The 12,463-nt window shown below is 74.6% G+C and carries 10 protein-coding genes; 4 read left to right on the plus strand and 6 right to left on the minus strand.

Translation table 11 applies throughout. The annotated features are described in order from the left end of the window. Window positions 1-4 precede the first annotated feature (4 nt). On the minus strand, window positions 5-460 hold the full coding sequence (locus ACWGIS_RS09610; RefSeq protein ID WP_453361828.1) for a VOC family protein: 456 nt from the start codon (window positions 458-460) through the stop codon (window positions 5-7). Window positions 461-481: 21 nt separating this feature from the next. Between ACWGIS_RS09610 and ACWGIS_RS09615 the strand changes: the two genes are divergently transcribed. Next, on the plus strand, window positions 482-1,099 hold the full coding sequence (locus tag ACWGIS_RS09615) for a CGNR zinc finger domain-containing protein (RefSeq protein ID WP_453361829.1): 618 nt from the start codon (window positions 482-484) through the stop codon (window positions 1,097-1,099). A 37-nt stretch (window positions 1,100-1,136) separates the two neighbouring features. On the opposite strand, the gene ACWGIS_RS09620 is transcribed toward ACWGIS_RS09615, so the two are convergent. Further along, window positions 1,137-1,343 carry a hypothetical protein gene (locus ACWGIS_RS09620; protein ID WP_453361913.1) on the minus strand — a complete coding sequence of 69 codons (207 nt, stop codon included), beginning with the start codon at window positions 1,341-1,343 and terminating at the stop codon, window positions 1,137-1,139. 225 nt (window positions 1,344-1,568) lie between these two features. Continuing rightward, complete coding sequence (locus ACWGIS_RS09625) at window positions 1,569-3,005, minus strand: MFS transporter (protein WP_453361830.1); 1,437 nt, start codon at window positions 3,003-3,005, stop codon at window positions 1,569-1,571. Window positions 3,006-3,106: 101 nt separating this feature from the next. Here ACWGIS_RS09625 and ACWGIS_RS09630 point away from each other — a divergent pair, with 101 nt between their 5' ends. Continuing rightward, window positions 3,107-4,009, plus strand: coding sequence for a helix-turn-helix transcriptional regulator (locus ACWGIS_RS09630; protein ID WP_453361831.1), 903 nt, complete (start codon window positions 3,107-3,109; stop codon window positions 4,007-4,009). A 191-nt stretch (window positions 4,010-4,200) separates the two neighbouring features. Here ACWGIS_RS09630 and ACWGIS_RS09635 read toward each other — a convergent pair whose 3' ends face one another. Further along, window positions 4,201-5,646, minus strand: coding sequence for an MFS transporter (locus tag ACWGIS_RS09635; RefSeq protein WP_453361832.1), 1,446 nt, complete (start codon window positions 5,644-5,646; stop codon window positions 4,201-4,203). Between the two features lie 268 nt (window positions 5,647-5,914). Here ACWGIS_RS09635 and dusB point away from each other — a divergent pair, with 268 nt between their 5' ends. Further along, complete coding sequence (gene dusB, locus ACWGIS_RS09640; RefSeq protein ID WP_453361833.1) at window positions 5,915-7,066, plus strand: tRNA dihydrouridine synthase DusB; 1,152 nt, start codon at window positions 5,915-5,917, stop codon at window positions 7,064-7,066. Between the two features lie 465 nt (window positions 7,067-7,531). On the opposite strand, the gene ACWGIS_RS09645 is transcribed toward dusB, so the two are convergent. Together ACWGIS_RS09645 and ACWGIS_RS09650 are read right to left on the minus strand one after the other, a co-directional pair. Beyond that, window positions 7,532-9,469, minus strand: coding sequence for an amylo-alpha-1,6-glucosidase (locus tag ACWGIS_RS09645; RefSeq protein WP_453361834.1), 1,938 nt, complete (start codon window positions 9,467-9,469; stop codon window positions 7,532-7,534). A gap of 22 nt (window positions 9,470-9,491) precedes the next feature. Continuing rightward, window positions 9,492-10,967: an MGH1-like glycoside hydrolase domain-containing protein gene (locus ACWGIS_RS09650; RefSeq protein ID WP_453361835.1), complete on the minus strand. Its 1,476-nt coding sequence runs from the start codon at window positions 10,965-10,967 to the stop codon at window positions 9,492-9,494. A 143-nt stretch (window positions 10,968-11,110) separates the two neighbouring features. On the opposite strand from ACWGIS_RS09650, the gene ACWGIS_RS09655 reads away from it, so the two are divergent. Continuing rightward, complete coding sequence (locus ACWGIS_RS09655) at window positions 11,111-12,322, plus strand: ROK family protein (protein WP_453361836.1); 1,212 nt, start codon at window positions 11,111-11,113, stop codon at window positions 12,320-12,322. Window positions 12,323-12,463 lie beyond the last annotated feature (141 nt).

Below are 12,463 nucleotides of genomic sequence, written 5' to 3' on the forward strand. Positions count from 1 at the left end.
CTCGTCAGGCCGCGCAGAACTCGTTGCCCTCCGGGTCCCGCATGACCCACCAGTGGCCCGCCGGCCCCTGGTCCACTTCGCTCACGCGCGTCGCGCCGAGGCTCTCCAGGCGGGCCACGAGCGCGTCGAGACCGTCCGGCCCGCTGTGGACGTCGATGTGCAGGCGGTTCTTGGCGCTCTTGGGCTCGGGGACGTCCTGGAAGAGCAGCCGGCGCCCGTGCCCGACCCCGCTGACCTCGTCGTACGGGTCGTCGGGATGCCGGATCCCCGCCAGCCCGCGGAAGAGACGGCGTCCGTCGTGCTCGACGACCGCCGCTTCGGGGAGTTGGCCGGCGGCCAGCAGGCGCTCGATGAGCGGGCCCGGGTCCTCCACCTCGTACTTCAGCGCCGCCGCCCAGAAGTCGGCGAGCGCGGGCGCGTCGTGCGTGTCGACGACCAGCTTCCAGTTCAGTGCTGTCATGTAACCAGTTATATTGGTTACATGGCGGTCGAGTCCAACACCCGGGGCCTGGTGCTCACCACCCCCGGCGGTACCACCTTCCGGTTCGACCCGGGCGCGCTGTGCCTGGAGCTGCTGGTCACCGGCGGGCCGGACGACTTCGCGCGGTACGAGACGCTGCACACGCCCGCCGATCTGGTGGACTGGACCCGCCGGTCGCGACTGACCCCGACGCCCGCCGTGTCGGTCACCGAGGACGAACTCGCCGACGTCCGCCGCACACGCGACGCGCTGTGGCGCACGGTCCTGGCCCACACCGGCGGCGAACCTCCGGCCGCCGGTGACCTGGACCTCCTGAACGAAGCCGCGGCGCGCGCCCCGCTGATCCCCGCCATCGGGCCGGAGGGCGCCCGGTGCTGGGCAGGTCCGGCGGACGGCCACCGCCTGCTCTCCACGCTCGCCCGCGACGCCGTCGACCTGCTCACCGGGCCCTGGTCGCACCGCGTCCGCATGTGCGCCGGCGACAACTGCCGGCTGGTGTACGTCGACACCTCACGGCCGGGCCGCCGCCGCTGGTGCTCGATGGAACGCTGCGGCAACCGCCACAAGGTGCGGACCCTGCGCGCACGCCGCGGCGAGGGCGTGCGCGGAGCGGAATGACGGTCCGCGCCCGGGGACGGGCGGCACGGTCGTCCTGCTACGACGCCGTGGGGTCCACCGTCGCCTGGTGCGCCTCGGTGAGATGCTCCTCCGCCTTCAGCCAGGGCAGGAACTGCGCCGCCTTCCGCCAGCCGCACGTGTCGCAGCTGATCGAGCGCTGGATGCCCGTGCGCTGGACCCTGACGACGTGCTCCCGCCCGTGCTGGTCCCAGCGGCTCACCTTGCTCGTGTTGATCTGCAGCATGAACACCTCCACGTCGAGCGCTGTGAGCGCGCAGCAAGGAGTGTGCAGCAAGACCAACATCAACGGGGCGTCCCCCAGGGCAAGTCGACCACGGGATCGCACATGGTCACGCTAAGTCGTTGATGCGCATGAGAAGTTGACGGTATGTGTGCGCCGGGCGTCCGGGGCGGCGGGCCGTGAGCCTTCGGACGCCGCCCCGGACCGGGGCCGGTCGCGTGGGACGGGTCAGCCCACCGTGCGGGGCAGGCGCAGGCTCAGGGCCGTCGTCAGGGCCACCCCGGCGAGCTGGACCAGGAGCGTGACGACCAGGGCGTCCCGCATCCCGTGGCCCGGGACCAGGGCGAGGAACAGGGAACCGAGGGTCGCGACGCCGAGGGCCAGCGCCGCCTGCTGCGTGGTGATCATGACGCCGCCGCCGACACCCGCCCGTACGGCCGGGACCTCGGAGAGGACGACCCGGAACAGGACGGGGAGCTGGAGCGCCTGGCCCGCCCCGGCCACCGCCGCGCCCGGCAGCAGCTCCAGCACGCCGAGCCCGGGCCAGGACCGCCACGCCGCCAGGGCGATGAGCGCGACCCCCACCGCCTGGATCAGACCGCCCGCGGTCACCACCCGCGTGCCGTACCGGGCGACGAGCCGCGGCCCGCACAGCGAGACGGCGAAGAACACCACCGCCATCGGGGCGAGCGCCAGCCCGGCGGCCACCGGTCCGCGTCCCGCGCCCTCCTGGAGCGCCACCGCGATCACGAACATGAAGCCGCTGAAGCCGATCGAGAACGGCACGATCATGATCAGCCCCCGGCGCAGCGAGGCCAGTGCGAGCAGCCCCGGCGGCACGAGCGGGGTACGGCCCTGCCGGTCCGCCCGGCGCTCCACCAGGCAGAAGGCCAGCGCCGCGAACGGGAAGAGGGCCAGCGAGAGCCAGGTCCACAGCGGCCAGCCCGCCGCCCGGCCCTCCGTCAGCGGCGCCAGCAGCGCGAGCATCGCGACGGCCAGCAGCACGGTGCCGGGGCCGTCCACCGGCTCCGGGCGCTGCGAACGGGTCTCCGGGACGGCGCGGGCGGCCAGCAGCAGGCCCACGATCACCACCGGCACGTTGACCAGGAACACCGACCGCCACCCGGTGCCCGCGATGTCCGCCGCGACCAGGACGCCGCCGAGGATCTGCCCGGCCACCATCGACAGCCCCGCCGTCGCGCCGTACAGGCCCATCGCCCTGGCGCGCCGGGGACCCGCGGTCGCCGACTGGATGGTGGCCAGCACCTGCGGCAGCATCGCCGCGGACGCGGCGCCCTGCGCGACCCGCGCCGCCACCAGCGTCCACGCGGAGGGCGCGAGCCCGCAGGCCAGCGAGGTCACGCCGAACGCCGCCATGCCGCCGAGGAAGAGCCGGCGCCGCCCGAAGAGGTCGCCGAGCCGCCCGCCGAGCACCAGCAGGACGGCGTACGAGACCCCGTACCCGGCGACCACCAGCTCCAGGACGGCCTCGCCCGCGCCGAGGTCCCGGGCGATCGTCGGCAGGGCCACATTGACGATGAAGAAGTCGATGAGGGGAAGGGCCGCGCCCAGCAGGACGGTGAACAGCCCGAGCGCGCCGAGCACGGGCGCGGCGGCGGGGGAACGGACGGCACCACGGTCGAGAACAGTTCCGGTATCGGTCACGACCCCGAGCCTCGTCCCGGTCCGAGACGGGTACCAGAGTCTCCTCATCCTGGTAGCGGAAGTACCTGGAAATAGGATGGGGAGTACGCCAGGCTGGGACCATGACGACGACGGCCCGGGAGCAGACGGCAACGGCGAGCCGGAACCACGGCCGCGCGGCGGAGATCCGGCGGCACGAGCTGGCCGCCTTCCTGCGCCACCGCCGCGAGCACGTCACGCCCGAGCGGGTCGGCCTGCCCCGCGGCCCCCGCCGGCGCACCCCCGGGCTGCGCCGCGAGGAGGTCGCGCAGCTCGCCGCCGTCGGCGTCACCTGGTACACGTGGCTCGAACAGGCCAGGGACATCCAGGTGTCCGTCCAGGTGCTCGACGCGCTCGCCCGCGCCCTGCTGCTGGACCCCACCGAGCGCGTGCACCTCTTCCAGCTGGCCGGAGCCGTCGACCCGGCGCCCACCTCGGTCTGCCCGTCCGTCACGCCCGCGCTGCGCGGCCTGCTGGAGCAGCTGGAGCCGTACCCGGCCTGCGTCCAGAACAGCCGGTACGACATCCTCGCCTACAACCGCACGTACGGACTGCTGCTGTGCGACCTGGACGAGGTGCCGTCGGAGGACCTCAACTGCATGGTCCTCGCCTACACCAACGCGCAGTGGCGCTCGTCGATCGTGCACCTGGAGGAGGCCACCCGGCTGATGGCCGCCAAGTTCCGCGCCGCGATGGCCGGGCACCTCGCCGACCCGGCCTGGAAGACGCTGCTCAAGCGGCTGCGGGCGGAGTCCCCGGACTTCTGCGCGGCCTGGGACCGGCACGAGGTGGTCGGCTCCCGCACCAAGCGCAAGGAGTTCCGCAACGCGCACGTCGGCCGGATCACCGTGGACCACACCGACCTGTGGCTCGGCCCGGAGACCGGCCCCCGCCTGGTGACGTACGTGCCCGCGGACGAGGAGTCCCGCGAGCGCCTCGAAAAGCTCCGGGCGATCGCCGAGGAGCGCGCCGCGGCCCGCGTCTGAACCGCACGGGTCCGAGCCGCCCGGACACCGCTCGCGGGAACGCCGTACGAGCGCCTGCCGGGACGCCGCTCGCCGGTACCCCGGCCGGGGTGCAGCCTGCGGCCGCGGGATCCAGGGGCCGGCCGGGTGTGCCGATCCCCGGCGCCTGGAGGGCGTCGCGGGTGCCCGCCCGGGGACGCCGAGGGCCGGGCCTACGCCCGGACGCCCGGTGCCTTCGGGGGCTCCGCCGTCTCCAGCTGCTCGGCGGTGCGCTCGGCGGTGCGGCGGGCCCACGGCCCGCTGGTCAGCGCGCCGAGCACCAGCACCAGGAAGCCGCAGCCCGCGATGATCCACCAGCCGGGACGGGCCGCCGAGACGAAGACGTCCCGGTACGACGAACTCCCCACGCCCGACGCCAGCACCGCGCCGATCACGGCGACCCCGAGGGTCTGGCCGATCTGCCGGCTGGTGGAGGCGACGGCGGCGGCGACACCCGCCTGGGCGCGGGGCATGCCCGAGACGGCGGTGTTGGTGATGGGGGCGTTCACGAAACCGAAGCCGAGGCCGAACAGCACGTAGCCGATCACCAGCGTCACGTTCGACGTCTCCGCCTCGAACGCGGCGAAGAGCACCCCGCTCACGGTCATCGTGACGCCGGCGACCAGCAGCGACAGGCGGGGTCCGCGGCTGCCGACCAGCCGGCCGGAGACGGGCGCGGCCACGAAGCACATGGCCGCCATCGGCAGCATCCACAGGCCGGCGTGCAGCGCGTCCAGTCCCCGTACGTTCTGCAGGTACAGCGTGGACAGGAACAGGAAGCCGCTGAGCGCCGAGAACGCGCTGACCGCGACCGCCGTGGCCCCGCTGAACGGCGCCGAACGGAAGAAGCGCAGGTCGATGAGGGGTTCGGCGCGCCGGGGTTCGTAGCGGAGCAGGCCCGCGAGGGCGGCGACGGCGAGGAGGCCGAAGCCGGCGGTCCTGAGGGCGCCGGAGTGGGGCGCCTCGATGATCGCGTAGGTCAGCGAGCCGAGCAGCACGATCACCAGGACCTGGCCGAGCGGGTCCGGGCGGCGGGCCCTGGGCGCGCGGGACTCGGGCACGAACCGCAGCGTCAGCAGCAGCGCCGCGAGGCCGACCGGGAGGTTGACCCAGAAGATCGACCGCCAGCCGACGGAGTCGACGAGCAGTCCGCCCATCACCGGTCCCGCGGCCATGGCGATGCCGACGACGCCGCTCCAGGCGCCGATGGCGCGGGCGCGCTCCCGCGGGTCCGTGAAGGTGTTGGTGATGATCGACATCGCCACGGGGTTCAGCATCGAGCCGCCCACGGCCTGGACCATGCGGAAGGCGACGAGCGAGCCCAGGTTCGGGGCGAGGGAGCACAGCAGGGAGCCGAGGGTGAAGACGACCAGGCCCGCGACGAAGACCTTGCGGCGGCCGATGCGGTCGGCGGTCGACCCCGCGAGCATCAGCAGCGAGGCGAGGACCAGCGTGTAGGCGTCGATGGCCCACTGGAGGCCGGCCACATCGGCGTGCAACTCCCGCTGCATGGAGGGCAGCGCGACGTTCAGGGCCGTGTTGTCGAGGCTGACGATCAGCAGGCTCATGCAGCAGATCGCGAGCACCAGCATCCGGCGGCGATGACTCAGCTCGGGCATCCCCACAGCGTACGCCGTTCTCGGTAGTGCGCCTAACTAATGACCACTACACGATCTTTTCGGCCGCAGACTTCCAGGACGCCGGGGACGCGGAGGGTGGCCGGCGTCGTCACGGGTGACGTGCGAGGCGGTGCCGGGTCCTGGCACCGCGTCGCCGTACGGGCCGAGGGGCCCCCGTCATCCGGGTCTGCGCGGCCCCGGCGGGCCCGTGCCCGTACGGCGACCCGCCTCCGTACGAGCACACGTCGTCGTACGCGACAATGGGGGAATGTCCGCGCCCACCCTCGCCTCCGCGTCCCCCCTGTCGATCGGCCCGCACACGGTGCAGCCGCCCGTGGTCCTCGCGCCCATGGCCGGGATCACGAACGCGCCCTTCCGCACGCTCTGCCGGGAGTTCTCCGGCGGCAAGGGCCTGTTCGTCAGCGAGATGATCACCACGCGAGCCCTGGTCGAGCGCAACGAGAAGACCATGCAGCTGATCCACTTCGACGCGAGCGAGCAGCCGCGCTCGATCCAGCTGTACGGGGTCGACCCGGCGACCGTCGGCAAGGCCGTCCGCATGATCGCGGAGGAGAACCTCGCCGACCACATCGACCTGAACTTCGGCTGCCCGGTGCCCAAGGTGACCCGCAAGGGCGGCGGCTCGGCGCTGCCGTTCAAGCGGAACCTGCTGCGCGCGATCCTGCGCGAGGCCGTGGCCGGCGCCGGCGACCTCCCGGTGACGATGAAGATGCGCAAGGGCATCGACGACGACCACATCACGTACCTGGACGCCGGGCGCATCGCCGTGGAGGAGGGCGTGACGGCCATCGCCCTGCACGGCAGGACCGCCGCGCAGCACTACGGCGGCACCGCCGACTGGGACGCGATCGCGCGCCTCAAGGAGCACGTGCCGGAGATCCCGGTCCTCGGCAACGGCGACATCTGGTCGGCCGAGCACGCGGTGCGGATGGTGCGGGAGACCGGGTGCGACGGGGTCGTCGTCGGACGCGGCTGCCTGGGCCGCCCGTGGATCTTCGGTGACCTGGTCGCCGCCTTCGAGGGACGCGCGGAGAGCGCCGCCCCCACCCTGCGCGAGGTCGCCTCGGTCATGGTCCGGCACGCCACCCTGCTCGGCGAGTGGATCGGCGACGAGGCGCGCGGCGTCATCGACTTCCGCAAGCACGTGGCCTGGTACCTGAAGGGCTTCGCGGTCGGCTCCGAGATGCGCAAGCGCCTCGCGGTCACCTCCTCGCTGGACGAACTGCGCGAAGGACTGGCCGAGCTGGACCTCGGCCAGCCCTGGCCCAGCGGCGCCGACGGCCCGCGCGGGCGCACCTCGGGCAACAACCGGGTCGTCCTGCCCGACGGCTGGCTCAAGGACCCCTACGACTGCGCGGGCCTGTCCGAGGACGCGGAACTGGACACGTCCGGCGGCTGACCCGCAGCCCGGCCGGCCCGCCCCGATCCGCGGACCACGGACCGCCCGCCCGGCCCGCACGCGCCGTGCCGGACGCCTTGGCCCGCACGCGTCGTGTCGCCTGCCCCTGCCCCGCACGCCCCGCACCGCCGCCCGGACCACACGCTCCGCACCGCCCGAGCCGGATGCTTGGGGCCCGCCCGCACGGCCCGCAGCCGCGATCCGGCGGAAGGGGCCGTGCCGGTACATCAGATGGCCGTCGGCTACGGGACGTACGCAACCGAGGAATGCTGGTGACGGACGCCGACACCAACCACCGACGGCCGGATGTACCGGCACGGCCCCGACCCACCACCGAACCCGAAGCGCCCGACGCCCACCGGCGGTCAGCGCCCGCCCCACCACCGGCGTACAGCGCCTGGCGCCGCCGACCGGCGTACAGCGTCCGGCGCCGCCGACCGGGGCGGCCCGGCGGGACCGGATCGCTCAGGCGCCGCCCACCGCGGTGAGCAGCGCCAGCGGAGCCGCCGCCGAGCGGGACTCGCGGACGCAGGCGTGCGGGTACGGGACCGGCTCCGCGTGGGTGTCGCGGCCGTAGCCCGCGATCACCTCCGGGAGACGGTGTCCGGCCGCCGTCGCCGCGTCCACCAGGGCGTGGGCGACGGTGCGGGCCTCGTCGTGCAGCCCGTAGCGGGCCAGGCCCAGGCAGATGAGGGCGTTGTCGTGCGGCCAGACCGACCCCCGGTGGTAGGAGAGGGGGTGGTACGCCGGCTGGCCGGCGGCGAGCGTGCGCACACCCCAGCCGGAGAAGAAGTCCGGTGCCAGCAGCCGACGGCCCACCAGCTCGCCGTACTCCTTGTCCAGCAGCCCCGACCACAGCAGGTGACCCGCGTCGGAGGCGAGCGCGTCGACATGGCGGCCGTCGCCGTCCAGGGCCAGCGCCGGGAAGGAGTGCTCCGGCATCCAGAAGTCCCGCTGGAAACGGTCGCGCAGGTCCGCGGCCGCCTGCTCCAGCAGGGCCGCGTACTTCTCGTCGCCCCACACGGTCCGCGCGAGCTGAGCGGTCCGGCGCAGCGCGTCGTACGCGTACCCCTGCGCGCCCGCCGCCATCACCGGGCCGGTGGGCCGGCCGCCCCCGGCCGAGCAGATGGCGCCGGGCGAGTCCTTCCAGTTCTGGTTGGCGAGGCCGCCCTCGTCCGCCCGGTAGACGAGGTAGCCGCGGGAGGTGAGCCCCCCGTGGTCCAGCATCCAGCCGATCGCGGCCCGCGCGTGGGACTCCAGCCGGCGGGCCAGGGCGACATCGCCGGTCTGCTCCACGTAGGCGCCGAGCAGGACGAGGAACAGCGGCGTCGCGTCCACCGAGCCGTAGTAGCGCCCGTACGGCACCTGCCCGAAGTGCGCCAGCTCCCCGTGCCGCACCTCGTGCACGATCTTGCCGGGCTGGGCGACCGGTCCCGTGCCCGTGCCGGTGGCCTGCGTCGCGGCGAGCGCGGCGAGCGTGGCGGCGGCCGGCCGGGGCCGGTAGGGGAGGGCGAAGAGCGAGGTGAGGAGGGCGTCGCGGCCCAGCAGCGTGAGGAACCAGGGCACACCCGCGGCGGGGACGCGCAGGTCCTCGCCGTCCGGGCCGCGCGCGGGCACCTGGAGCACCGCGAGATCGGACAGCCCCCGCGCGCAGGCCGCGGCCAGCTCCGGCCAGCCGGTCGGGAAGGGCACACCCTCCGCGAACTCGCCCTCCAGTTCCAGAAGTTGCTCGTTGACGGCGGCGGGGGAGGGCGGGACGTCCGGCATCCGGGGCACGCCGTGCGGGCGGGCCGCGACCCGCAGGGCCAGCTCCGCCGAGCCGTGCGGCGCGAGGTCCAGGGACCAGACCAGGCGGCGGGCGCCGGTCCCCGTCTCCTCCACGCCGTCGGGGGCGGGATCGGCGGTGACCGTCGTACAGGACCGCCATTCGCCGCGCCGGTAGCCGAACTCCACGCCGTCGTCGAGGATTTCGCGGGTCCGGACGGCGCCCCGCTTGGCGTACGTGCGGTAGTCGGAGCGCAGCTCGAACTGGTCCGCGAAGTCGGCGTCCGCGGTGACCGCGATGCGGACCGTCGTCGGTGCCGCGCGGTTGCTGGTGACCCGCAGCGCCTCGACGAACGCGCCGTCGGCGACGGCCTGTTCGCGGAAGAGCGTGTAGGCGGGCGGCTCCTGGCGGCCGCCGCGCGGTACGAGCACGCAGCGGGCCGTGTCGCCGTCCGCGACCGGCGCGAGTGCCTCGGGCACCGCGCCGTCCACGGTCAGCTGCCAGCGGCTCAGATGGCGTGCGTCGCGCACGAACAGGCCGTCCGGCGAGCCGCCGCCGCGTACCCCGCTGATGTCCCCGCCGTCGCCCACGGCGGCGAACGTCCCGCCCCGCACGAGCAGATGATGCCGGTCCGTCATCCCCGGTCCCCTCCCTGGTCCCTCATGTCGACGTGCCCTCCCCCGCGCGGGACGCGTTCCGCGCGTCGCACCCGGGGGGCCGGTGAAGCAGATCGAGGGTGAGCGCGGCCGTCCAGCCGAAGCCGGTCGCCCCGCAGCCCTCACCCGTGTACGGGTCCACGTACTCGGCGAATCCCGAGGTGCCCGCCGTGTCCAGCAGCGCGGCCCGCAGGGCGTCCGCCGGCCCGTGCTCCCCGTGCAGCCGCAGCCCGCGCTCCAGCAGCCAGTTGGTGTTGAACCAGGCGGGGCCGCGCCAGTACCGGCGCGCGTCGAACGCCGCGCCGGTGAGGTCGTAGCTCGGCACGAGCCGGGCGGTGGTGCCGAGCCCGAAGTGCGGGCCCCGCACGGTGCCGGCCAGCCGCGCGGCGACCTCGCGGGGGAGCGCGGGCAGCACCAGCGGCACGAGACCGGCGACCCCGCGTTCGGGGATCAATCCCCCGTGCACGTCCCGGCAGAGGAACATGCCCTCGGCCGGGTCCCACAGCCGCTCGACCAGGGCCTCCGTGAGGCGCTCCGCGCGGCTGTGCCGGGCCGTCCCCGTCGCGCCGAGCTCGCGCGCGATACGGGCCAGCGCGTGCTCCGAGGCGATCAGCAGGGCGTTGAACGCGGGGTCCTCGACGGCGAACTCGCCCACGCCGTCCGCGTATCCGCGCTCCCGGTAGTCCGCGGCCAGGCGCACGTACCGCCCGTAGTCGAGGTCCGTGGGCCGGTCCTCGGCGGCCCCGTGGTCGAGGTCGGCGCGGCGGAAGGAGCGGGGCGGCGCCGGGGTGACCCGGCTCAGCGGCCCGTCCCAGCAGGGGCTGTTGTCCATGCCCTGCTCCCACGGGTGGACGACCGCCGCGAGGCCGCCGCCGCCGAGGTCACGGCGGTGCAGGAGGTAGCGGTGCCAGGCCGCGAGGCGCGGGTAGGCCCGGGAGAGGAAGCCCCGGGCGCGGGACAGCCGGGGGTCGGCGCGGTGCACGAGCCAGACGGCGAGGGCGTGCACCGGTGGCTGGACGATCCCCGAGGTCTGTACGGTGCGCGGGGCGCCCGCGGCGCGTCCGGCGGTGGCCGAGCGCCAGAAGTCCGGGCTCGGGAAGTACGCGTCGAGCGGTACGGAGGGGTTGAAGACGATGTGCGGGATGCGCCCGTCGGCCCACTGGGCGCCGAGCAGCGTCTCCAGCTCGGTCTGGGCCCGTAAGGGGGACAGGTGGCGCAGGCCGATCGCGATGAACGCGGAGTCCCAGGACCACTGGTGCGGGTACAGGCCCCGCGAGGGCACCGTGGACGTGCCCGTCCAGTTGCCGTCCAGCACGCGGGCGGCCTCCCGGTGCAGGGCACGCGCCTCGGACCGGTCGTATACGGCGCTGCCCGGGGCGGCGGCGGGCCCGCCGGGACCGGGCGGCGCAGGGGTGCCCGAAGTGCGTTCGGGCGCGCCGGATTCCGGTCGCAGGGCGGTGAGTTGGGCTGTGCGGTCCACTCAGGTCTCCCCGAAGACGTCCGGGCGGCCGGTTCGGCCGTACCCACCGTAGGGTTACGTCTATTTAACACGCAAAACCCAATATGTAATGCAGAGTTGGTGAACGCAAGAGGGTGGGCATGACGGGAAGGGCGGCGAAGGCCATGAGAGCCGGAAGCCAGGCGAGCGCCGGGGACCTGCTGCAACTGGTGCGCAGCGGACGGGCGACGACGCGCGGCGCGCTCCAGCACGAGACCGGCCTGTCGCGGGCCACGGTCGGACAGCGCCTCGACCGGCTGTTCCGCGCGGGCTGGCTGCGCGAGGGCGCGGGCGGTCCGGTCGACTCCCCGCTGGGCGGCCGGCCCTCGATCACCCTGGAGTTCGACGACGCCCACGCCGTCGTCCTCGCCGCCGACCTCGACACCCGGCACGCCCGGGTGGCCGTGCTCACCCTGGGCGGGGAGATCCTGGCGGAGCACATGGGGATCCTCGTCCTCGACGAGGGGCCGGACGCCGTGCTCGGCGAACTCGGCCGCCGGTTCGCCGAGTTGCTGGACAAGGCCGGGCAGCGCGCCGGGTCGGTGTGCGGCATCGGGCTCGCCGTGCCGGGACCCGTCGACCACGCGAGCGGGCTGGTCGTGCAACCGCCGATGATGCCGGGCTGGGACGGCTACGACATAGGCGGCCGGCTGGGCCGCGCGCTCGCCGAGCACGCGGGCACCGACGGCGGTGCCCGCGTGCCGGTCCTCGTCGACAACGACGCCAACCTGATGGCGTACGGCGAGCAGCGCACGGGGTATCCGGACTGCTCGGCCTTCGCCCTGGTCAAGGTCTCCACCGGGATCGGCGCCGGTGTCGTCGTCGGCGGCTCCGTCTACCGGGGCGTCGACGGGGGCGCCGGGGACATCGGGCACATCCGCGTCCCGGAGGGCGCCGGCGCGCTGTGCCGGTGCGGTTCGTACGGCTGTCTGGCGGCGCTGGCGAGCGGCGGCGCGGTGGCGCGGCGGCTCACCGAGGCGGGGGTGCCGGCCGCCTCGGGCTCGGACGTGCGGGACCTGCTGGCGGCGGGCCACCCGGAGGCGGTGGCGCTCGCCCGGGACGCGGGACGGCACGTGGGCGAGGTCCTGGCCACCGTGGTGACGCTGCTCAACCCGGGCGTCCTGATGATCGCCGGGGATCTGGCCGGAACCCACTTCCTCACGGGCGTGCGCGAGCTGCTGTACCAGCGGGCGCTGCCCCGCTCCACCGCCCGCCTGGAGGTGGTCACCTCGCGGCTCGGCGACCGGGCCGGGCTGATCGGGGCCGGGGCGATGGTCGTGGAGCACCTGTACGCGCCCGAGCGGGCCGAGGAGCGGCTGGCGGCACTGGGCGTGTGAGCGGCGGCGGAGCCCTCTTCGTGTCGTCCGTGTGACGGGTCCGCGACGGCGTCCGGATGGTGAAATGGCGGCCCCGGCCACGGCGTGATTCTCGCCACCCCTGATAGGGGTAGCGCTCAGATGAGCGATTTGGCGGCGGAT

The organism is Streptomyces sp. NPDC054842 (assembly GCF_053611025.1).